This window comes from Nocardia sp. NPDC056000, assembly GCF_042269265.1.
GTDB lineage: Bacteria > Actinomycetota > Actinomycetes > Mycobacteriales > Mycobacteriaceae > Nocardia.
On sequence record NZ_JBHJXS010000012.1, the window covers coordinates 208,280 to 231,480 of the forward strand.

Consider the following 23,201-nt stretch of genomic DNA (forward strand, 5'->3'; position numbering starts at 1 on the left):
ATGCGACCGCGGTGGCCGCGGCGGAACTCAATTCGGCCGTGCGCCGACTGGATCCGGCCGCCGGTGCGATGGTGCGATTCACCTGGATCGATCCCGAGGGCGATACGCCCGGCTGGTTGATCGTGGCGGCACACCATCTGGTCATCGACGGTGTGTCCTGGCGAATTCTGGCACCGGACCTGATGTCCGCCTTCGAACAGGTGCGAGCCGGTGGCACCCCGGAGCTCGCTCCGGTCGGCACGTCCGTGCGCCGTTGGGCGCACGGGCTCGCGGCCGCTGCGGCGGCACCCGAACGAGTGGCCGAACTCGAACTCTGGCAGCGCATGGTCACCGGTGCCGATCCGCACTGGGGCGGGCGCGCACTCGATCCGGCGATCGATACCGCCGCCACGCTCGAGCAGGCCGGATTCCAGCTCACCGAATCGGTGACCCGTGCGCTGACCGGACGGGTTCCGGCGCTCTTCCACGGCGGCGTCAATGCCGGTCTGCTCACCGGATTGGTGGTGGCCGTGCGGATCTGGCGGGCACGCCGGGGCCTGAGCGAGTCCTCGGTGCTGATTCGCCTGGAGGGACACGGTCGTGAGGAGCAGGTGATCGGCGGGGCCGAACTGTCCCGCACCGTCGGCTGGTTCACCACGATGTTCCCCGTGCGTTTCGACCTGTCCGGCATCGACCCCGATGCGGTCGCGGCGGGCGGTGACGCGGTGCGGACCGCCGTGCTGTCGGTCAAGGAGACGCTGAACTCGCTGCCGGACAAGGGTATCGGCTACGGGATGCTGCGCTATCTCAATCCCGAGACCGCCGCCGCGCTGCCGGATCGGATGCCCGGGCGAATCGGCTTCAACTACCTGGGCCGGGTATCGGGAACGGGCGTCGACGGCGGACTCGGCGACCTGGATGTGGCGGTGGATCCGGAGATCCCGGTGACGGTGGCCCTCGACGTCTCCGCGATCGTCATCGACGACCGGCTGCTGGCCAGCGTGCGATTCCCGAGCACCCTGCTCGACCGCACCGAAATGGAGGAACTGGCACAGCTGTGGGCGCAGGTGCTCACCGCCATCGCCGACCATGCCGAAATGCCCGGCGCGGGTGGGCATTCGCCGTCCGACTTCGGGTTGGTGCGACTGCCGCAGTCCGATATCACCGCGCTCGAACGCGCCTATCCGGCGATGACCGATGTGCACCCGCTGACGCCGTTGCAGGCGGGCCTGCTCTTCCACACCGAATTGCTCGGCAGTGCCGAGACCGATGTGTATGCCGCGCAGGTCGTGCTGCGCCTGACGGGCCCGCTGGATCCGGGACGCCTGCACCGGGCGCTCACGGCCGTGGTGGACCGGCACGAGAGTCTGCGCACCGCGTTCATCACCACCGGCAGCGGGCGCAGCGTCGCGGTGGTGTCCGAACACGCCGAATTGCCTTGGCACATATCGGATCTGAGCGCGAGCGCCGATCCGGTCCAGGCGCTGGAGCAATTGGCGGCGGCAGAGAAGGCGCGCCGATTCGACCTCACCGCCGCACCGCTGCTGCGCTGTGCGGTGGCGCGGTTGGGGGCGGGGGAGTGGGCGGTCGTGCTGACCGATCACCACCTGATTCTGGACGGCTGGTCCTGGCCGGTTCTGGTCACCGATCTGTTCACGCAGTACAGCGGGGAGCCGGGCCTGCCCGCCGGTTCGTACCGGGATTTCCTGGCGTGGTTGGCGACTCGCGATCGGCCCGCCGCGCTGGCGGCCTGGTCCGAGGCGCTCGCCGGGGCCGAACCGACCCTGATCGCGGGTCCCACCGGACTCGACGCGCACGCCGGGGCGGTACTGGATCGGTCGATCGAACTCGATGCCGCCGCCACCGGTGCGCTGTCCGCCGCCGCGGCGGCGGCCGGGGTGACGGTGAATACCGTCCTGCAATCGGTGTGGGCGTTGCTGATCGGGCACGCCTGCGGCCGCGGTGACGTGGTGTTCGGTACCACGGTCTCGGGCCGTCCCGCCGATGTGCCGGGCGCGGATCGCACCATCGGATTGTTCGTCAACACCATCGCGACCCGGGTGCGCCTGGATCCCGCCGAGCGCGTGACCGAACTCTGGTCGCGCATCCAGCATGAACAGACCCGATTGCTGGACCACCATCACCTCGGCCTGACCGATATCCACGCGGTGACAGCCGGCGACAATCTGTTCGACACCTTGATGGTCGTCGAGTCGTATCCCGTTGACGTGCACAATCTTCGGCAGACCAGCGGCCTCGGTGAGCTGGAACTGACGGCCGTGGTGGGTACGGACTCCACGCACTACCCGCTGTCCTGCACCGTCATGCTCGGCGAGACGCTGCGCATCCGGCTCCAGTATCGGTCGGATGTATTCGACGCCCCGCGCATCGATGAACTGGGCGCGCGGCTGCGGTCGATACTCGGTTCGCTCATTGCCGATCCCGCTGCGCGAGTGTGGGATATCGATGCGCTGTCAGCGTCCGAGCGAACGCGATTGCGCGACTGGGGTCGGGTCCGCGATATCGAATCGTTCCTCGGTATCGAGGCGTCGGCGGGCGCGGTCACCCTGCCGGACTTGCTGGCGGCCGCGGTGGTTCACAATCCCGACGGTGACGCGGTGATCGACGGTCAACGTCGTATGTCCTACCGGGAGCTGGATGAGCGCTCGAATCGCCTGGCGCGGTATCTGATCGAACAGGGCGCGGGTCCGGAGGATGTGCTGGCGATCGCGGTGCCGCGATCGCTGGAATGGGTGCTCGCGGTCTGGGCGGTCACCAAGGCGGGTGCGGCGTTCCTGCCCGTGGACCCCGCGCACCCGTTGGATCGCAATCGATTCTTCTGCGCGGATTCCGCCGCGCGAGTGGGAATTACGATGGCGAGCCACGTTGCCGCGTTGCCGGAGGACGGCATTCGCTGGATAGCTCTCGATGATTCGGGCGTGGCGGCGCGGATCGAGCACTTGCCGTCCACCACGGTGACCGATGCCGACCGATCCGGCGTACTGCGTGTTCGGAACGCGGCGTACATCATCTACACCTCCGGATCGACCGGTCGACCCAAGGGCGTCGAGCTCTCGCATACCGGGCTGGCGGGCGTGTGCGGTGCACAGCGGCGTCGCTTCGGGGTGCAGCCGGATTCCCGGGTGCTGAGTGTGGCCGCGCGCACCTTCGACGCGGCGGTGTTCGAACTGCTGCTGTCGGTATCGGGTTGTGCCGCACTGGTTATCGCGCCACCGGATGTGTTCGGCGCGGAACCCCTCGCCGAACTGCTGCGCGAGTCGAGCGTCACGCATGCCGTGCTCACCCCGAGCGTTGCGGCCGGGATGGATCCGGCGGGCCTGGATGAGCTGGCGGTGCTGATCGCTGCCGGTGAAAGCTGCCCGCCCGCACTGGTTTCGCGCTGGTCGCGTACCGATCATGCGAGCGCTCGCCGCGTGCACAATCTGTACGGTCCCGCCGAGGCGACCATCTGGGTGACCGGAAGTCCGGACCTGCGCGACGGGGATCCGGTCACCATCGGCACACCTATCGCCGGTGCGGGCGCGGTAGTGCTGGACGCGTGGCTGCGCCCGGTGCCCCCGGGGGTCGCGGGTGAGCTCTACGTGTCGGGTTCCGGTGTGGCGCGCGGATATCGGGGCCGGGCGGGTTTGACCGCATCGCGGTTCATCGCCGACCCGTTCGGTGCGCCGGGAGATCGGTTGTACCGGACCGGAGATCTGGTGCGCTGGGAGAGCGGCGATTCCGGTGCGGGCATGCTGACCTACCTCGGCCGGTCCGACTTCCAGGTGAAGGTGCGCGGTCAGCGCATCGAACCGGGCGAGATCGAGACCGCGCTCACCGAGCTGCCGGAGGTCGATCACGCGGTGGTGGTGGTGCTTTCGCTGGAGACCGGCACTCGGTTGGCCGGGTATGTCGTCGGCGCGCCCGGATGCGTGGTCGAACCCGCCGAGATCAGGCGATCACTGGGGGAGCGGTTGCCCTCCTACCTGGTGCCCGATGTGGTCGTGGTGCTCGATGAGATGCCGCTGAACAGCAGCGGGAAGGTGGATCGCGGGACGCTGCCCGAACCGGTCCTGGCCCGGGTGGGTTATCGCGCACCCGCGACCCTTACCGAACGACTCGTCGCGGAAGTCGTCGCCGAGGTGCTCGGTGCGAAGCAGGTCGGCCTCGATGACGATTTCTTCGGCCTGGGCGGAAACTCGCTGTCCGCCACGCGATTCGCGGCCAGGCTCGCGGACGGCGCAGGTGTTCCGGTGAGCGTGCGTGACGTTTTCGACCGGCCCGCGGTCGAAGAGCTCGCGGCGCTGCTGGCGACTCGGACTGCGGAATCCTCCGGCCGGGAGACCGGACCGAAGCTGGCGCGGTGGTCACGGCCCGAGCGTGTGCCGCTGTCCTTCGCGCAGCAGCGGATGTGGTTCGTGAACAGGTTCGCGCCGAACTCGGTGGCGTACAGCATTCCACTGGTGCTGCGATTGTCCGGCGAGCTGGATGTGCCCGCGCTGACCGCGGCGATGTGGGATGTGCTCGCCAGGCACGAGGTCCTGCGCACCCGGTATCCGGATGTGGACGGGGTGCCGTATCAGCTGGTGCTGCCGGTGACCGAGCTGGCCGCCGTCGATGTCGACCTCACCCCGGAATCTGTGACCGAGGCCGGGCTCCGTGATGCGGTTGCGGCTGTGGTGTCCATGGGATTCGATGTGGCACAGCGGGTTCCGGTGCGAGCCCGGCTGCTGTCGGTGGGTCCGCGGGAATACGTGCTGGTATTCGCGGTGCACCACATCAGCGCCGACGGTTTCTCGATGGGTCCGCTGTCGCGTGATCTGGCGTCGGCCTATTCGGCCAGAAGTGCGGGGCGGCAGCCGGAGTGGGCGGAGCTTCCGGTGCAGTACGTGGATTACGCGCTGTGGCAGCGGGAATCGCTCGGGGCCGCCGATGATCCGGGATCGGTGCTGTCCGGTCAGCTCGACTACTGGACCGAGCAGCTGCGCGATCTGCCCGACGTGCTGGAACTGCCCGTGGACCGCCCGCGCCCGGCGATCGCCTCGCATCGCGGTGCGCGGTACGAATTCGCGGTGGACGCGGCGACGGTCACCGGACTGCATGAGCTCGCCCGGGCGCGGGGTGCGACGGTCTTCATGGTCGTGCATGCCGCACTCTCGATTGTGTTGTCGCGCCTGTCCGGTAGTGTCGATATCGCCGTCGGCACCCCGGTGGCCGGACGCGGCTCGGCACTGCTGGACGAGCTGGTCGGCATGTTCGTCAATACCGTGGTGCTGCGCACCCGCGTCGATGAATCGCTGCCGTTCGCCGAGCTGCTGGCCGGTGTGCGCGGGACGGATCTGGCGGCGTTCGCCCACGCGGAGATTCCGTTCGAGCAGGTCGTCGAGGCGGTGGATCCGGCACGCAGTCAGGCGCGGCATCCGCTGTTCCAGGTGATGCTGGCCTTCCACAATCTCGAGACGGCGGGGGTCACCCTGCCCGGTATCGAGGTGACCGCCGCCGGGGCCGATATCGGTGTCGAGCGCTTCGATCTGAGCCTGACCCTCACCGATACTCCCGATGCGACCGGTGCGATGCCGATCGGCATCAGCTATGCCGCAGAGCTTTTCGATCCGGCTACCGTCGCCGCGTTCGCCGAGCGACTGCGGGTGGTCTTGGCGGCGATTGCCGCCGATCCCGGTGTGCGCGTGCGGGATATCGAGGTGGTCTCCGCGCGGGAACGGCTGCGCTTGCTCGACGACTGGGGTACCGGTCGCATTGCCGAGCCCGGCACCGGCGCAGTGACCCTGCCCGGCTTGCTGGCGGGCGCGGTGGCCGCGAACCCGGCGGGTGACGCGGTAGTCGACGGGCAGCTCCGGATCACCTATCGGCAGCTCGATGACGACTCGGATCAGCTGGCGCGCTTGCTGATAGACCGCGGCGTCGGACTCGAATCGGTGGTCGTGGTCGGTCTGCCGCGCTCCGCCGCCTGGGTGACGGCGGTGTGGGCGGTCGTCAAGACCGGTGCGGCATTCGTCTCGGTCGATCCGGGCCACCCGGTGGAGCGGAATCGATTCGTGTGCGCTGATTCGGGTGCGCAAGTAGGTATTACGACCGATCGATATCGACAGGCGCTGCCGGGTGATGAGGTGACCTGGCTGACGCTCGACGATGCGGAACAGTCCGCGCGAGACGCAGTGCGGCCGGCCGATCGGCCTCCGGTCCGCACCGAGAACACCGCCTACGTCGTGTACACCTCGGGCTCGACCGGAGAGCCCAAGGGCGTCGAGGTCACGCATGCCGGTGTCGCGGCGATCGTGGCCGACGGCCGCGTGCGCGGTGCCCTCGATCGCGATTCCCGCATGCTCGGGGTGGCGGCGCGCACCTTCGACGCCGCGATTCTGGAGTTGCTGCTGGCCACCGACGCGGCGGCCACGCTGGTAATCGCGCCGCCGGATGCCTATGGCGGGCAACCGCTTCGGGAGTTGCTGCGCGAACAGCGCATCACCCACGCCTTCCTGACGCCGTCCGTGGCGGTATCGATGGACACCGAGGGACTCGACGCGCTGCGGGTGGTGCTGACCGGCGGCGACCGCTGTTCACCGCAACTGGTGTCGCGATGGTCCGGCACCGATGCGGCCGGACTGCGGCGCGTGCACAACCTGTACGGTCCGGCCGAGGCGACGATCTGGGTGACCGGTACCGAACTCGTACCGGGGCGGGCGGTGGATATCGGCGGTCCGATCGCCGATGTGCGAGTGGCGGTGCTGGATTCATGGCTGCGCCCGGTTCCCGCCGGTGTGGTCGGTGAGCTCTATATCTCGGGTTCCGCTGTGGCCCGGGGATATCGGGGCCAGGCGGGATTCACCGCGACCCGCTTCGTGGCCGATCCCTTCGGCGCACCGGGTGATCGGCTGTACCGGACCGGCGATCTGGTGCGCTGGGTCGTTGACGCCGAGACGGGCGAATCGGCTTCCAGTGCAGGGACTTTGGCCTTCGTGGGCCGCTCGGACTTCCAGATCAAGGTGCGCGGGCAACGACTGGAGCTTGGTGAGGTCGAGACCGCACTGTGCGATCTGCCGGATATCGAACAGGCGATCGTGGTCGCGCACACCCCGGCCGGGGGCGCGGAATCCGAGGTGCGCCTGGTGGCCTACGCGGTGGCCCGCCCGGAGCGTTCTGTGGACCCGGCGCAGGCCAGAAGTGCTGTGGCACAGCGACTGCCGGGCTATATGGTCCCCGACGCGGTACTGGTGCTCGATGAGTTCCCGCTCACCGCGACCGGCAAGATCGACCGGCGGCGACTGCCGGAACCGGTCTTCCCGGCGCAGACCTTCCGCGCACCGTCGACACCGGCCGAGGAGCTGGTGGCGCAGGTGTTCGCGGAAGTGCTCGGAGAAGATCGAATCGGCGCGGACGATGACTTCTTCGCCCTGGGCGGCAATTCACTCAGTGCGGTACAGGTCGTCTCGCTCCTGCACGCGCGCACCGGCAGGCAGCTGCAACCCAGCAGGCTGTTCTCCGATGCCACACCCGCGGCATTGGCCCGCGACCTGGACAGCTCGGACGAGCTGAACATCTCGCTGGGCGTGCTGACCCCGCTGCGGTCCGCGGGCAGCCGCGCACCGCTGTTCTGCGTCCATCCGGGCGGCGGCCTGGCCTGGGTGTACGGGTCGCTGGTCGGTCATCTCGACGCCGATCGCCCGGTCTACGGCTTCCAGGACCCGCATATCGTGGCGGGCGAAGACCGGCTGGAATCGGTGGGCGCGTACGCCGATCGGTACGTGCGCGAACTGCTGGAGCAATTCCCGGACACCACCTACCACCTGGTGGGCTGGTCGCTGGGCGGGCAGATCGCACACGCCATGGCGGTGCGACTGCGCGAACTGGGGCATGAGGTCGGACTGCTCGCCCTGGTCGACGCCAGTCCGGAATCGGGTGCCGGTGACACCGCCGAACCCGAACAGCACGAAGTCGTCGAGGCGGTCGCCCGCATTCTCGGCGGCTGGCGCGATGTGCTGAAACTGGATGAGGTACCCGAGATCGACAACCTGGACGAGTTCTATGCCCTGCTCTCGGATCGCATCGGCGGGGCGGGCATCCTCGCGCCGGAACAGGTCCGGCGAGTGGTGGAGAGCTTCTCGAAACCGCTTCCGTACCAACCCGGTTGCTTCGCGGGCGACGCGCTGCTGCTCACTGCCGCCCGGGAGACCGGACGGGACCGATTCCCGGAGATCTGGCGCGAGCACATCACCGGGCGCATCGATCAGATCGCGATCGACGCGTGGCATACCGGAATGCTGCACGCGGAGAAGGCCGCCGAGATCGGTCCGATCCTGGAATCGCGGCTTATCCGGACGCGGTGGTGAAGAGGTTGAGTTTGTAGGTGGTGACCGGGGCCGTCCGGCCCAGCAGCTTCGCGGCCAGGCGGTACTGGAGCGGCCAGGTACGGACGACCGAAGGTTGCGGCTGCGCGAAGGTTCGGGATTCGCGCAGCTGTAAACCGCACTGCTCCAGGGTTTTCGGATCGTCGCAGATCCATTCCATCCGGGCGGTGACGGCCTTGAACACGGGGTTGCTGTCCTGACTGCGCATCATGAACGCGCCGCCGGTATCGAAAGCCAAAGGTGTGGAAGGGAATTGCTTCGCGATTCGGCTCAGGGTGGACTGCACCCGTTCGGCCGGGAAGTAGAGCAGTACGGCCTCGCTCAGCAGGAATACCGGGCCGGGGCGTTCGGCCACCGCGCTGAACCAGTCGGTATCGAAGATCGATCCGGTGATCATGGTGTATCGCTCGGAATCCTCGAAGTGCTTGCGCCGCAACGCCATGGTGTCCTCGACATCGAGGTCGATCCAGTGCAGACGGCCATTGTCGAGCCGATCGAACCGGGTCGAGAGGCCGCAGCCCAGATCGACCACGGTGCCCGCCGGATGTTCGCGCAGGAACTCGCGAACGTACTCGTCGAAGATGGAGGCCCGCAGCACCGAACCGCCGAGCGACGGGCCGCGGAATTTGCTGAAGTCGTAGTCGATGGATTCGGTGAGTTCGATCGCCTTGCGATCGGAGAGCACACTCTTTCCCCGCCTGGCGTCCTGCGCCCGGCCGTAGAGCGGAATCAACAGCGTTTCCTGGATCGCGCCGAGCGATACCTGTTCACTCATGAGTGCACCCTAACTTAGGGTGCACTAACTGGCTAGGGGTTCGCCTGGTCGCCGCACGTGAATCGTGTTGTGTCGCGCACCGGGTCGAAATGCCCGATATGGTCGGACGGGTGGCCAGTAAGTCCGCCTCGCCGGCCCTGGAACTGACGGTCGGCGAGCATACGGTGCGCATCTCGAATCCGGATCGGGTGTACTTCCCCGAGACCGGGGCGACCAAACTCGACCTGGCGCGGTACTACCTGAGCGTCGGCGACGGCATCGTCAACGCCCTGCGGGATCGACCCTGCATGCTGCACCGCTTCCCGAAAGGGCTGCCCGGCGGCAAGGTGCATCAGAAGCGCGTCCCCGCGGGCGCTCCGGACTGGATTCCGACCGTGCAGCTGTACTTCCCGCGCTACGGCCGCACCGCCGATGAACTCTGCGTCGACAAGCTCGCCGATGTCATCTGGGCGGTGCAGATGTCCACCGTCGAATTCCATCCCTGGAACTCGCGCCGCTTCGATACCGAACTTCCCGACGAATGGCGTATCGACCTCGATCCCATGCCCGACTGCCCGTGGTCGCGGGTACAGCGGGTGGCCGGGGTCGTGCACGAGGTGCTCGACGAACTCGGTGCGGTCGGATGGCCGAAGACCTCCGGCGGCAAGGGTTTACACATCTACGTGCGCACCACCCCGGAGTACGGCTTCCAGGATGTCCGCCGCGCGGCCCTGGCCTTCGCCCATGAGGTGGAGCGCCGCGCCCCCGAGGATGTCACCACCGCGTGGTGGCGCAAGGACCGCGATCCGCGGCAGCTTTTCGTCGACTACAACCAGAACGCCCGCGATCACACCATCGCCGCCGCCTATTCGGTGCGCGGCATACCGGAGGCCACGGTTTCCACCCCCGTGCGCTGGGATGAGATTCCGGACCTGCACCCGCGCGATTTCACCATGACCACGGTCCCCGCGCGCTATGCCGAACTGGGCGATCTGCACGCGGGAATCGACGATGCGGTATTCGACCTGGCGCCACTGCTGGAATGGGCCGACCGCGACAAGGTCGAAGTGGTGGACCTCGACGACGACTAGTGCGGATTCGTTGCCTGCGTGGGGAAGTCGCGATCGGGGGTGATCGTGTGATTATCCGAGCCCAGAGTGAGCGTGACGGTCACCGGGCCGCCCGACGGGCAGCAACTGGGATCCTGATCGGCCAGCCACCGGTACTGCACCTGAACACTGCGATCCGACGACCCGACCACCGTGGTGTAGGCCGTCCAATGCTTGGTGGCGGTGCCCAGATATCCGGAATGGTTGAAGAACAACACATGCCAGGGTGAACTGGCCGTCCCGCGCGGCGTGCCCGCGAGCACCCACAGCAGACTGGGACACGAGCCCAGCACCGCCGGGGTACCGCTGTCGGCGTAGAAACCATCACCACCCACATTCGGCCCGAGCGTGCCCAGCGCCGCGGTGACCACCGGCGAATTGAGATCCACACACTTCCCGCTCCCGGCGGTAGCCGGTGCGGTACCCCCGGGTTGCGTTGTGCCCGTAACGGTCTGCGGATTACTCGCCGACTGACTGACCGTCGGCTGCGTCACCGTCGCCTGGGTGGTTCCGGGCGCGGCGGTGGCGACCGGTGACGATGTAGGCACTCCGCTCACAGGCGTCGCCCCGTCACCCTGACAGCCCGCCGCGAAACCCACCACGCCGACCGCGGCAAGAACTCCGATTACCCGTTTCATGCGACACCTTCTCCTGGGCAGTACCGATTATTTCGCGCCACAGGTGAATAGCGTTGCACTCCGGGCCGTTGTCAGCTCGGCAATCCGAGCCCGTCGGCGAGTACCGGCCAGGATCGGTGGAAGGCATCGCGCCAGTAACCCCAGGAATGCGTACCGGTGGGCTGGAGATCCCAGGTCGCGGGGATGCCCAGTTCATTCAGGCGGACTTGCAGATTGCGGGTGCACCAGTTCACCGCAGCTTCGATGACACCGCCGGTCACGAGCTGATTGGCCAGGCCGAGCGGGGTCGGGTTCAACAGGTACGCGTCATCGGTCCGATCGTGCGGTCCGGGCAGACCGTTGCCGTTGGAGAGGTACAGCCGGGTGCCACGCAGCTGTTCGGCGTTCAGGACCGGATCGTTGGCGGCCCAGGCCGGATCGTCGTTGTCGCCGTACATATTCCGGGTATCGCCCTTACCCCAGGTTTCGACGACGAGCTTGGTGAACTGCTTACCGATCGGATCGGCGATCTGCGCGCAGCCGCTGTAACCGGCGACGGCGTGGTAGAAACCCGGTTCGGCCTCGGCCAGCTGCAGAATCGCGGTCACCGTCATGGAATTGGCCGCGATGGCCTGAATCCCGTTGGTGCCCAGCGCCGGATCGATCAGCGGCGGCAATTCCTCCAGCAGGAAGGTGCGCCATTTGTTGCGGCCGAGCACCGGATCGTCGCGCTGCCAATCGGTGTAGTAGCTGAACGCGCCGCCGATCGGCATCACCACATTGACATTCTGGGCGGCCAGGAAATCGCCGACATCGGTATTGCGCCACCAGGTGGCGATATCCGCGCCGCCACCGGCCCCATTGAGCAGATAGAGCACGGGGCGCGGCGCGGACGCGTCGGCGGGGCGCTGCACCTTGACCGTGATGTCCCTGTCCATCGCCGTCGAATGAACCTGGAGCGTCAGATTCCGTCCGTCGACCGATACCGAGTCGATCCGTGATCCATCGGCGGCAACGGGATCGGCGAGCAGGGCCCGGTCCGCGACGATCGGGTCACTCGGGCCCGCCGCGCCCTGGCCCGCCCCGAAAACCGTAATACCCGCTGCCAGCAGCATGCCTATCGTTCCAAAAGACAGTGCGCGCCTTACTACTCGGCGTTTCAATCCGGTCCCCGGTTCTCTCTCACGCGGACACGACGCAGTCCGCCCCGATACCTAACCACGGCGCATGGATCGCGGACCGCGAAACTGGGCGGTTGTATATTTCAACCGCCCAGTGCCAGGTGGGTGAAGGTGGCGAGGGCGTGGTCGATGGGGTGGGGGTGGGGTTTGCCGGTGGGGTCGAGGGGGTTCCAGCGTTGCAGGTTGACGGCGGCGGAGAGTTGGCGGGTGCCGTCGCCGCTGGTCAGGGATATGGCGCCGCCGCCCCAGACGGAACCGTCATGGCCCCAATGGATTCCGCGGCCGGGGATGGTGGTTTTGTGGAGGCCGAGGCCGTAGTCGATGGTCTTTCCCTCGAAGGAGATGACCGGGACGGTTCGCTGCATCTGCTCGAGTGCCGATGGGCTGATGATCTCCCCGGCCAGCAGTAGTGCGAAGAAGCGGTTCAGATCCGTGACCGTGGAAATCAGTGAGGCTGCCGGGCCCACCCAGGACATGTTGTAGACGCTGTAGTCGCGCGGCGGGTCGATCATGCCGAACCAGGACTCGTAGTGCAGGGAATGGGGTCCGTTGACGGTCAGGCCCAGCGGGAGTTCGGTATCGCGCAGCCCGGCGCGCTCGATGACATTGCGGGTGATGAGTTTTTCGGCCGAGGTGCCCGTAATCGATTCCAGCAGTTGGCACAGCAGCAGGTAGTTGGTGTTCGAGTACACGCCCGGCGGGATGCCGGGCCGTCCGGTGGCGGGCGCGGCGACGCCCATCGCGATCAGATCGGTCGCCTGAAACCTGGTGAACCGGTTGTCATCCAGGCTCGCCGGGGTGGTTTTCGCCAGGTTCGGGAAGGCCGCGAGGGAGGGGTACGCGTAGGGCAGGTATTCGGCCAGTCCGCTGGTGTGGTTGATCAGCATGCGAACGGTGATCGCGTTGCCGCGTTCGCCGGGAACCAGGTCCGGCAGGTAGTGGCCGATGGCCGTGTCGAGGTCTATCTCGCCGTCGTCCACCAATTGCAGTACCGCGGCCGCGGTGAACGTCTTGGTGATGCTGCCGACGCGATGCCGCATATCGGCGGTCACACCTCGCCCGGTGGCGAGATCGGCGACTCCGGCTGCCCCGCACCAGATTTGGTCATGGTTGCGGACCTCGGCGAAGACCCCGGGCATTCCGGCGTCGTGAATATCGGTCAGTGCGCCCTGTAGCTTGTCGGGCTCGAATGTTGTGGTCACGGACCGACTATGGGCCGAGCGCCCCCGCCCGGTCTTGGACGAATCTTCCCCATGCCCGATACCGCTGCTCGGCGATCGCGGGCAGATAATCCACCGTCAACGATCCCGGCGTGCGATCGGCGAACATCGACACATCCCGGCACAGATGCGCCTGATCGACATATCCGCACGTCGCCGCCACATCCGCGGCAGCCCGCCCCGCCAGCAACCCGTCCACGGCGGCCCGGAACCGCACCAGCATCGCCGCCCGCTTGGGCGTCAACCCGATCTGCGATTCGAACCGCCCCCACAGCCGCTTATAGCTCCACCCCACCGATTCCGCGAGCGCGCCCACCCGCACCTGCCCGCCGGAGCCGAGTATTCGAGCCCATCCCGCCAGCACCTCCGGATCGGGTGCGCGCAGCGGTCTATCGCGCTGCGCCAGAAACGTTTCCGTCAACGCGAAGCGTTCCCGCCAACTGTCCCGCGCCGCAAGCTCTTCCCGCAGCAGCAGCGCTCGCCCACCCCAAAGATCCTCGAGATCAACGACTTCGCGCCCCAACTCGCGCGGGGAGATGCCGAGCACCGAATAGGCCCGCGCCGGTGACAACCGGACCTCCACGCACCGCACCCCGTCCCCGCCGACTCGCATGGCGTCCATGCCGAGCCCCGCGATGAACCCACCGAGCCTGCGCGGTCCGGCGGCGTCATCGATACTCAGCCCGCGCCCGCCGAATTCGACCACCAGGGTGACCGCGGCGGTCCCGGCGACGCGGAGATCCATTCCGCCCGTGCCGAGATCGCGGTAGCCGATCATCGCGGCTCCGCCGGCAGGGCCCGCCGCCGCGAAGTCCCACCCCGAATCGGTGCCGGTGCCACCGAAGTTCATGGTTCCCACCCGTCCAGGCTAACCGCTCGGTCCGGCGGCGGACGGTTCAGACCGTGCGGTATCCGCTCATTTCGGTACGGCCTACGAAAATGCGTGCGAGGTAACTGTTTCGGCAGAAATCAAGAACGCCAGCAACTTCTGGGTACATAGGTGTCAAGCCGGGCACGACCCGGAGAGCTCGATATGTGAAGAAGTACGATCATGCGTAGAGCAACGGCGCTCTTCGCCGCATTATTGTTGGCAGTCCTCTTTTCCATTACCTATGTTACGACTCCGCGGGCGAATGCCGATGAGTGCCTTGGCGACTGGGCCATCGGCATCGGCGGACTCGGTGACAACTCCTCCTCGGTATTCGCGCCATTCGTGAATCAGCCCGTGGGCTACAACTCCGCCGACCCGATGTCGGGGTTGAACGAACTCGACCGGCTGTTCTGGCAGCATCGCAATCAGTGCCCCGGCGACCACATCCGGATCATCGGGCACAGCGAGGGCGCGGGCCTGGTCCACGCCTGGGTTACCGCGCATCAGGGAGTCGACAATGCCAATGCCATTCTGCTGGCGGATCCCAAGCGCGCTCCGGGACCCGGTTGGGGCGGTCTCGCCTCGACTCCCGGCAGCGGAATCATCGGTTATCCACTGGCCGGCGTAGACGATTGGTTCGGCGGTTTCCCGACCCTGACCGTCTGCAACCGGGATGACCAGATCTGCGATACCTCGGCCGGTTGGTGGGGTTATCTGTTCGGTGGCGCGCATAGTCGCTACGACTTCAACGTCTGGGACTACGGCGACTGGGATTCCGGCGTCTGGTACCGGTAATCGGTGAATCATGGGGATCAGTAGCCATTGGGCACTGGTCCCCATTGACTGAACCCGTGCCCCAGTGAGGTGCAGACGGCGGTGCCGTTGAAGGTGATCTGACAGGTCGCCCCGGCATGGGTGATGGAGTATTGGGGATCGTGGTAGGTGGTCGCGGGCAGGCGCTGCAGCGCCGGATTCCCGCCCGGCAGCGTATGGCTGCCATTCGAATTCCATTGCGGGCGAGCCGGTAATGCGGCCGAGTCCAGCACAATGGCCGGAACATTCGGCAGCGATATCTGCGTGCCGAAGTACAGGACGTTCATGGCGGCCGCCGGTGTGGCGAGATCGCAGCCGATGACGCCGCCCGGATCGATCGAACAGTTCCAGCCGCCGAGGGCGAAATACGCGGTACCGTCGACGACCGCGGGACCGGGGGAATCATCGGCCTGTGCGGGGCCCACGCCGACCAGGCATGAGACCAACCCCAGAATTCCACCGCAAACCCCTGCGGCGGCGACTCGCACAGCCCGTGACACGTTATCTCCCTGAATGTTCCAGCGGCCCGGCACGCGCACAGGCCATAGAGAAAAGCTATCACTTTCCGGCGCGTAGGCCACGGATCTGTCGAGGGGCCTTACATGAATTTTCCGCCGGTATCGGCCCTTCCGGCACCTTTCGCAGCGATCCGGCAGCGCATTTGTTTCGCGATGCGAAAGATACTTCGCGGTTTGTGTCGAATTCTCATTCCACGACGTCATCGGCGAGCGGTTCGACGAGCCTGGCCAGATCGGATCGGGAAATAGGCGCACGGTTTATCGCGGGCCCCGGCAACTGCCGAGTTTGCCTGTGATGCAGCGCCAGCCAGATGCGATCCCGGGTGACCGGAAGTTCGGTGAACCGGATGCCGGTGGCATCGCGCAGGGCGTTCGCCAGTGCCGGGGCCACCGGATTGAACGGGCTCTCACTCATGGATTTCGCGCCCAGCGGGCCGATGGCGTCGGAGGTCTCCATGAAGGTGACCTCGGTGCGCGGGATATCGGCGAAGGCGGGCAGACGATAGCGGCGGAACGCGGCGGTGCTGACCTCGCCCCGCTCGTCGATCCGCACATTCTCGAAAAGCGTTGCGCCCAACGCCTGGGCGACACCGCCCTCGACCTGTCCGCGGCACTGCAGCGGGTTCATCACCTTGCCCGCGTCCGCCGCGTGCACGCTGCGCAGAATGCGGAGCTCACCGGAATCGGGGTCGACCGCGATCTGGAACAGCTGGGCATTGAAGGCGACCGAACGCGGTGTGCCACCCCAATGCCCCTCCGCGACAAGGGTTTCACCATCGATGGCCGCGACGGCGCACAGCACCTGGAGTGATACTCGCCGCGAGCCCGCCACCACGGCGTGCTCGGTCACCCGGCAGTGCGACGGTTCGGCACCGAGCTGTGCGGCAGCGCGCGCGATCAGTACCTCGGCCATGGCCCGCGCCGCGTGCAGCACGGCTTTACCCGCCACCACGGTGCCGGTGGAACCGAAGGCCCCGGTGTCGTGACCGACCACATCGGTATCGGACTGTCTGATCCGCACCCGATCCACCGTGGTGCCCAGCTCCTGCGCGACGATCTGGCGATGCACCGTGGTGGTGCCATTGCCGAATTCGGCCGTGCCGACCGCGAGATCGTAGGTGCCATTGGGTAGCAATGTGATTCGAGCATCGGCGAAATGACCGCCGGGCGGCCCGGTCGCGATCATGGACAGCGCGAAGCCGGTGCCGGTGCGCCAGCCCGGCGGTGCGGGCGGAAAGGGATCGGCCAGCGCGGTGCGGATGATGCCCAGGCATTGATCGAGCCCGTAGCTGGCGATATGCAGATCCTCCTCATGCCCGCCGGGGGTGATCATCGGCTCGCCGGGGCCGATCATATTGCGCTCGCGGAAGACCAGCGGGTCCAGGCCGACGCGACGGGCCAGCTCATCCATCACCGATTCCATGGCGAACACCACCTGACCCAGGCCGTAGCCGCGAAACGCGCCCGCCGGAACGGTATTGGTGTAGACGGCATAACCGTCGACCTTCTTGTTCGGGCAGCGGTAGACGCCGAAGGATTCGCCCGCGGAGTGGAAGAGCACGGCGGGACCGTGGTTTCCGTACGCCCCGGTATTGGACACGATGCGGGCTTCGAGGGCGCACAGCGTGCCGTCACGGCGTGCGCCCGCCTTGACCCGAACGGTGAACGGATGCCGGGTGGTCGCACCGTAGAACTGTTCCGCGCGTGTGTATTCCAGCTTCACCGGTCGGCGCAGTCGCAGGGCCGCGAGCACCACGATGTCCTCGACGAGCATTTCCTGTTTACCGCCGAAACCGCCGCCGACCCGTCCGGCCACCACCCGTACCTGCTCGAGCGGCAGGTCGTAGAGGGCGCACAGGGCGCGCCTGGTAAGGAAGGGCGTCTGCGTGCTGGAGCGCACCACCAGTCGCTCGTCCTCGTCGAACCAGGCCACCGCGCCATGGGTTTCCAGGCTGGCGTGCTGTACGCGCTGGGTGCGGAAGGTCTCTTCGTAGATGACGGCGGCTTCGGCGAAACCCGCTGCCACCGAGCCGATCTCGCCGTGCACTTCGCCCACCACATTGGATTCGGGCCGGGCGATGCGCGCGACCTTCGCATCCTTGGCGTGCACCCGGGGCGCGTCCGGGCGCATCGCCTCCTCCGGGTCCAGGACGTACGGCAGCACGTCGTACTCGACCTCGATGCGACGGCAGCCCTCCTCGGCGGCGGCCTCACTGTCGGCGACCACCGCGGCCACCCGCTGTCCGACGTAGCGGACCACATCGTCCAGGACGCGGGTGTCGTCGGGATCCTCCTCGGGATGTTCATGGCGCGCACTCGAATACAGGCGGTCGGGGGCATCGTGATGGGTCAGCACCGCGTGCACGCCCGGAACGCGTTGCGCCGCCTCGGTATCGATACGCAGAATGCGGGCGTGTGCGTGCGGGGAGCGCAACAGCTTCATATGCAACAGCCCCGGGATATCTATATCGAAGGTGTACCGGGCGGTTCCGGTGACCACCTGCGGTCCGGCGGGCGCGCCGAGATTGCGCCCGACCGCCGCACCGGCCTCGGGTTCCTCGGTGTGGCGCACGCCCTCGATGGCATCCTCGATGGCGCGATATCCGGTGCAGCGGCACAGATTTCCCTTCAGCGCGCGGGGGAGATCCGCGAGCTGCGATTCATCGAGTTTCGCGGTGGTCATCAGGAAACCCGCCGTGCAGAAACCGCATTGGAAGCCCTGCGCGTCCAGGAATCGCCGCTGTACCGGATGCAGTTCGCCATCGCGCGCTAGCCCCTCGACGGTGGTGACGCTGTGGCCGTCGGCGCGCACCGCCGGATACAGGCAGCTGTGCACGGGTTCGCCGTCCACGTGCACCGTGCAGGCACCGCAGTCGCCCGCATCGCAGCCCTTCTTCACCCCGAAGCAGCCGTGTTCGCGCAGATAGGTGCGCAGGCACTGTCCCGCGCGCGGCTGGTCGTCGAAAGTGCGGTCATTGACCTGGATTTCGAAGCTCATACCAGTTCTCTCCTGATCTCTTCGGCGAGCAGCAGGGTCATATGTCTGCGCCACTGCGGCAGGCCGTGGATATCGTCGAACCACACCCGCTCCGGTACGGCCTGATCGATGGCAGCGCGCAATTCGGCTGCGCCGGGCCGGTAGTGGAAGCGAATGCGGATCGGCCGGGTGGTCGAGGCGGTGATGGTCAGGCGCAGTACGCCCGCACTGTCGAGCATTCCGATGACCAGGACGCCGGAGCGGCCGTGGCCGTACAGGGAGGCTTGCCGGAAGGCGGTACGGCGGGCCAGCGCCGCGGCGGGAATCGTGATCGATCGCAATAGTTCGCCCTCACGCAGGACGTTCTCGCCTGCGCCCGTGACGAATTCGAGCACCGGCAGCCGCCGCCGCACCCCGGCCGGGGATTGCAAGAGGCATAAGCCGTCCAATGCGGCGGTCAGCGAGATCATCGGCCCGGCGGGCAGCGAATTGCACAGATTGCCGCCAACCGTGGCCATATTCCAGATCTTGAACGATGCCAGGAACGCATGGCAGCACTGCCGGAACAGCTCCCGCTCGGTGGATCGGAACAGCTCGGCCACCGTACAGGTGGCCGCGATCTCCAACCCGCCATCGGGCAGCCGGTGCAGCGGAGTCCAGCCGGTGCGGCTCAGATCGATGAGGCGGCGCAGGTGCGGCTGCGGTTCGGAGAACAGGTAGGTGCCGCCGCCCAGCCAGGCGTCACCCGCCCGCCACTCGCGGAATTCGCGTGCGTCGCACACCTGCGCGATCGTGTTCAGATCCACCCGGCACCCCTCGAAATCGATGACCTGCCCGATTCAAGCCGGGGTGCGGGCCGCTGCCATCGGGTGCGCATACGAAATTCCGGGGGTGCCGCGCCGAATTTCGGTGGATCGAACAAGACATCGCCGACACCGAGTGCGGGCATCTACCATGCGATGTCGGCGGTCGTCGCGGACCGCGCGGAAGGAGCAGCTCATGCGGGTGGATGACCTGCTGCAACTGGAGAACCTGGCCTTGGAGCTGGTGTGGGGCCGTCCCGAACTGCTGCGACAGGAGGTCGGCGGGGTCACCGCGACCGATCTGCTGGATCCCAGCGAATATCTGCGGGACGGCGAGGTGGTGCTGAGCGGGCTGGTCTGGTGGACCGCGCGCGGCGGGCGGCAGAAAGCCGACCGGTTCGTCGCGGCACTGCGGAATACCGGTGCGGTGGCCCTGCTCGCGGGCGTGGTGCGACATGGCGGCGTGCCCGAGGAAGTGCAGCGCGCCTGCCGCGAACAGGGCATCGTGCTGATGGCGGTGCCCGCCGAGACCACGTTCCGGACGATTACCGATGAGATCTATCTGCGGCGCTGGGGTGCGCTGACCGCCTCACCGCATTCGTCCCTGCCCGATCATGTGCGGCGCGGACTGGACCGGCTGATCCGGGAACAGGCCGAACCGACCGAGGTGCTGGACCGCATCGCCGTACAGCTCGGCGGGCTGCCGTGCGCGCTGGTCACCGCGAGCGGGCGCACCATCGCCCGCTCCTCCGCCGCGCCCGTGCAATCGCCCGCGACCATCGTGCGGAGCCTGCGCCGCGGCGAGCGTGCGAATCATCCGGTGGGGGAAGCGGATTCGCCCTACGACGGCTGGTATCTGCGCCTGCCCGGTCCGCTCGCGCCACCGCGATTGCTGCGCGAGGTCGCCGAGATACTGCGGCACTATCGGGAACTCGCGGCAGCGGAACAGGATCGGCGCGCCGAGACCACCACCGCGCTCATCGCGCTGCTGGACCGCGGCGATATCGAGAACCCCGCCATAGCAACGACATTGGAGCCCCTCGGCCCGGGGCCGTATCGAATCGTCACGGCGGTGGCGACATCGGCGCAGCCGGGTGGAACCTCTGCGCGGTCCGGGTCTGCGGGGGATGCATCGGTGCAGCCCGGCGGAATGTCAGCGCGGCCCGGGACGACAGTGACCACATCGGCGCAGCCGGGCGGCCCATCGGTACGGCCCGGGGCATCGGTGGCCGCAACGGCAGCGCCGAGTGGGGTCCTGTTGAGGTCGGGTGCGGCGGTGGCGGCGCTGAGTGAGTTGCTGGCACACCGTACTTCGGAGCCGCCGTTGGTCGCGGCGCGCGGTGAGTATGCCGTCGGGGTCATTTCTGAATCCGCAGCCGATGATCTGATCGGCCGTTTCGAGCTCGTGCGCTCCTGTGCTCCGGATGTCGGGCTGCATCTGGGTCTCGGCTCGGTCGAATCCGTTGCGACACTGCGGGACAGCTTGATTCGCGCCGATCACGCCTGCCGGGCCGGGGCGCACCTGAATCGGGCCGTCACCACCGCCGCTGATCTCACCACGCTCGCCGAACTGCTTGCCGGGGTGCCGAATCCGGTGCGTGAGACTTTCAGCACCCAGGTGCTGGGCGAGCTGCTCGACAACGATCCGGCCCGGATCGAATTGCGTGCCACCCTTACCGCGTTCCTGGATCACAACGGTTCCTGGACCCGCACGGCCGAAGCCCTCTACCTGCACGTCAATACGGTGCACTACCGCATCGAGCGCATCGAAAAGCTCACCGGCCGTGACCTTTCCCGCCTCGACGACCGCATCGACCTGCGCGCCGCGCTACACGCCCGCACCGCCTCGCCCCACATCCCCCGCGCCTGCTGAGGGCTTGCCCGCACCCTGGTTCTCGCCGGAGCTGGGCACGTGTGCGCCCTGCGCGGCTTGCCGAGGTGGTGGTCCGGCTGCCCCGGCCCACGCCCCGGATCGACTACCGCGCAATACCGCTCGCCGCCGAACCATGGATTGATGTCGGGTCAGAGGCGGCGGATGCGGGCCTGCCAGGCGGCGACATCGACCAGGCCCTCGGGCGAGACGTCGAGGGTGGCGGCCGCTTCGGCTACTCCGGGGGTGACGCGGCCGCGGTAGCGGGTGGGGTGAAGGTCTTCCAATTCCCAGCCGTCGCTGAAGGATTCGCGAATGAGCCGGTCGCTGATGCGCGGGCCGAAGCCCGGTTCGGCGTCCGAGAGCGCCAGTAGGTGCAGGACGCCGCCGGGCTTCAGGACCGCGTGCAGATTGCGCACGTAGGCGGTCCGGATCTCGGGTTCGGTGCCGAAGACGTGGAACAGCGCACTGTCGACGACGGTGTCGAAGGCGGGTGCGGAGCCCGGGGGAGTGCCCGCGAAGTCGGGGCGGGCGATGAACTCGAGAGCGTCGGCCACCTCGAACGCGACGTTCGGCACGCCCTGTGCGGCCGCGTTGGCGCGCGCGTGGTCGATGGCGCTGGGGGACAGGTCGACACCGAGCACGTCGTAACCGAGCCGGGTCAGCGCGATGGTATGTTCGCCCGCACCGCAGCCGGGCTCCAGGATGCGGCCGCCGAGCGCACCCGTGCGCTCGAGCGCCACGATGGCCGGTTGCGGTTCGCCGATCACCCAGGGCGCGGTGTCGTTGTCGTATGCGGCATTCCAGATTTCGGTTCGGGTCATGCCTCCAGGGTGCAACCTCGAGCGTGGTCGAGGTCAAGCCCGGCGCGCACACCGGTGAGCGGGATGGAGGTTGGACGGTCCGCGGCCCGGCCCGGTAAGCCCATGTCATGAGTGAATCGATCGGCCCACTGCTGCCCGCCGATGAGGGTTTCCATCATCAGATCGCCGACACCTTCGGAACGGTCGCCAGCAGCGATCTGTCCTGGACCGAGAAGGTGTGCGCGATGGCGGCGGCCCGGGATGGCAGCCTGCAATTGGGATTCGGGCTCGGCAAATACACCAATCGCAATGTTATGGACGGGTACGCGGGGATTTCTCGCGGCGTCGAACAGGTGACGGTGCGCGCCAATCGCGAACTGCTGCCCGAACCGGATCGCACGGTGATCGGGCCGGTGCGGTACGAGGTGGTCGAACCGCTGAAGCAGATCCGATTCATCCTGGAGCCCAACGATATTCAGCCGATCGCGTTCGACTGGCTGTTCACCGCCGAACTGCCCGCGCATCTCGAGGACCGCACCCATATGCGCAGCGGCTACCGGGTTTCCGCGGATCTGGTGCGCTACCACCAGATCGGCGTCGCCTCGGGTTGGGTGGAGATCGACGGGCGGCGAACCGAGATCACACCGGAGGACTGGGTTTCCACGCGCGACCACTCCTGGGGTGTGCGCTACGACGTCGGACAGCCGCGCCCGGATGTACAGGCCATGGAGCTGCCACCCGAGGTGTCCTTCCGAATGATCTGGGCCCCGGCGCTTTTGGAACGCCCCGACGGCAGCCGGTATGGCATCCACCTGCACTATCAGATCGTCGAGGTCACCGGCTACTCGTCCAAAACCGTGATGGGCGGCCTGCAATATCCGGACGGCCGCACCGTGCGCTGGCGGGACCTCACCCCGGAATTGCGCTTCGACCCGGACAATCGGCGGCTCCTCGGCGGGCGCGTGCACGCCACCGATGTGGAGGGCGGCACCCGCACCCTGGAGATCGAGGTGGTGTCGGACACCGGATTCCACCTGGGAGCCGGGCTCTATCACGGCTTCGAGGGGCGCTATCACGGCGAATGGCAGGGCCCCGGAACGCATTTGGACGGTGAGTGGATCGCCGACTGCTCGACCTACGACAATGCCCGCCGCCTGCATCAGATTCGCGACACCGTCGTGCGGATCACCGATCCGGTGGGCGGCGGAGTGGGATACGGCAATTGCCAGCCCATCATCACCGGCGGTGACGACGCGCTCGGGCTGACCAAGGAAAGCACCTTCATGTAGGAGTTCTTCCCAGAATCGGCGAGATAGCCGC

General features: G+C 67.3%; 14 protein-coding genes (1 of these 14 cut by a window edge). 5 read left to right on the top strand and 9 right to left on the bottom strand.

The genetic code is table 11. The features are described from left to right. Positions 1-8,327, top strand: the 3' portion of a protein-coding gene (locus ACFC4D_RS32605; protein ID WP_376069128.1) for a non-ribosomal peptide synthase/polyketide synthase. 20,089 nt of this gene lie to the left of the window's left edge; 8,327 of the gene's 28,416 nt are visible here — the last part of the coding sequence; the start codon falls outside the window, past its left edge; the stop codon is at positions 8,325-8,327. On the opposite strand, the gene ACFC4D_RS32610 is transcribed toward ACFC4D_RS32605, so the two are convergent. Continuing rightward, positions 8,308-9,120: a class I SAM-dependent methyltransferase gene (locus tag ACFC4D_RS32610; RefSeq protein WP_376068915.1), complete on the bottom strand. Its 813-nt coding sequence runs from the start codon at positions 9,118-9,120 to the stop codon at positions 8,308-8,310. The genes ACFC4D_RS32605 and ACFC4D_RS32610 overlap by 20 nt on opposite strands. A 110-nt stretch (positions 9,121-9,230) precedes the next feature. Between ACFC4D_RS32610 and ligD the strand changes: the two genes are divergently transcribed. Continuing rightward, the gene (ligD, locus tag ACFC4D_RS32615) at positions 9,231-10,190 is read left to right on the top strand and encodes a non-homologous end-joining DNA ligase (protein ID WP_376068916.1); all 960 of its coding nucleotides are present in this window, start codon (positions 9,231-9,233) and stop codon (positions 10,188-10,190) included. Here the strand turns inward: ligD and ACFC4D_RS32620 are convergent. The 4 genes from ACFC4D_RS32620 to ACFC4D_RS32635 all read right to left on the bottom strand — a co-directional run bounded on the left by ACFC4D_RS32620 (position 10,187) and on the right by ACFC4D_RS32635 (position 14,076). After that, complete coding sequence (locus ACFC4D_RS32620; protein ID WP_376068918.1) at positions 10,187-10,846, bottom strand: LppP/LprE family lipoprotein; 660 nt, start codon at positions 10,844-10,846, stop codon at positions 10,187-10,189. The genes ligD and ACFC4D_RS32620 overlap by 4 nt on opposite strands. A gap of 71 nt (positions 10,847-10,917) precedes the next feature. Then, positions 10,918-11,940, bottom strand: coding sequence for an alpha/beta hydrolase (locus ACFC4D_RS32625; protein ID WP_376068920.1), 1,023 nt, complete (start codon positions 11,938-11,940; stop codon positions 10,918-10,920). A gap of 149 nt (positions 11,941-12,089) precedes the next feature. Next, positions 12,090-13,208: a serine hydrolase domain-containing protein gene (locus ACFC4D_RS32630; protein ID WP_376068922.1), complete on the bottom strand. Its 1,119-nt coding sequence runs from the start codon at positions 13,206-13,208 to the stop codon at positions 12,090-12,092. A gap of 7 nt (positions 13,209-13,215) precedes the next feature. After that, on the bottom strand, positions 13,216-14,076 hold the full coding sequence (locus tag ACFC4D_RS32635; protein WP_375955930.1) for a helix-turn-helix domain-containing protein: 861 nt from the start codon (positions 14,074-14,076) through the stop codon (positions 13,216-13,218). Positions 14,077-14,277: 201 nt separating this feature from the next. Between ACFC4D_RS32635 and ACFC4D_RS32640 the strand changes: the two genes are divergently transcribed. Next, positions 14,278-14,892, top strand: coding sequence for a hypothetical protein (locus ACFC4D_RS32640; RefSeq protein WP_364632104.1), 615 nt, complete (start codon positions 14,278-14,280; stop codon positions 14,890-14,892). 17 nt (positions 14,893-14,909) lie between these two features. On the opposite strand, the gene ACFC4D_RS32645 is transcribed toward ACFC4D_RS32640, so the two are convergent. From ACFC4D_RS32645 to ACFC4D_RS32655, 3 genes are all read right to left on the bottom strand, one after another. Beyond that, positions 14,910-15,410: a hypothetical protein gene (locus ACFC4D_RS32645; protein ID WP_376068924.1), complete on the bottom strand. Its 501-nt coding sequence runs from the start codon at positions 15,408-15,410 to the stop codon at positions 14,910-14,912. A 205-nt stretch (positions 15,411-15,615) separates the two neighbouring features. Continuing rightward, positions 15,616-18,426: a molybdopterin-dependent oxidoreductase gene (locus ACFC4D_RS32650; RefSeq protein WP_376068926.1), complete on the bottom strand. Its 2,811-nt coding sequence runs from the start codon at positions 18,424-18,426 to the stop codon at positions 15,616-15,618. Beyond that, positions 18,423-19,211 (bottom strand): FAD binding domain-containing protein, encoded by a 789-nt coding sequence (locus ACFC4D_RS32655; RefSeq protein ID WP_376068927.1) that lies wholly within the window; start codon positions 19,209-19,211, stop codon positions 18,423-18,425. The genes ACFC4D_RS32650 and ACFC4D_RS32655 overlap by 4 nt, the downstream gene beginning before the upstream one ends. 193 nt (positions 19,212-19,404) lie before the next feature. Here ACFC4D_RS32655 and ACFC4D_RS32660 point away from each other — a divergent pair, with 193 nt between their 5' ends. Beyond that, positions 19,405-21,081 carry a helix-turn-helix domain-containing protein gene (locus tag ACFC4D_RS32660; RefSeq protein ID WP_376068929.1) on the top strand — a complete coding sequence of 559 codons (1,677 nt, stop codon included), beginning with the start codon at positions 19,405-19,407 and terminating at the stop codon, positions 21,079-21,081. A gap of 149 nt (positions 21,082-21,230) precedes the next feature. Here ACFC4D_RS32660 and ACFC4D_RS32665 read toward each other — a convergent pair whose 3' ends face one another. Further along, entirely contained in the window at positions 21,231-21,902 is a 672-nt protein-coding gene (locus tag ACFC4D_RS32665; RefSeq protein WP_376068931.1) for a class I SAM-dependent methyltransferase, read from the bottom strand. A gap of 107 nt (positions 21,903-22,009) precedes the next feature. Between ACFC4D_RS32665 and ACFC4D_RS32670 the strand changes: the two genes are divergently transcribed. Continuing rightward, entirely contained in the window at positions 22,010-23,170 is a 1,161-nt protein-coding gene (locus ACFC4D_RS32670; RefSeq protein ID WP_376068932.1) for a hypothetical protein, read from the top strand. The last annotated feature ends 31 nt before the right edge of the window (positions 23,171-23,201 follow it).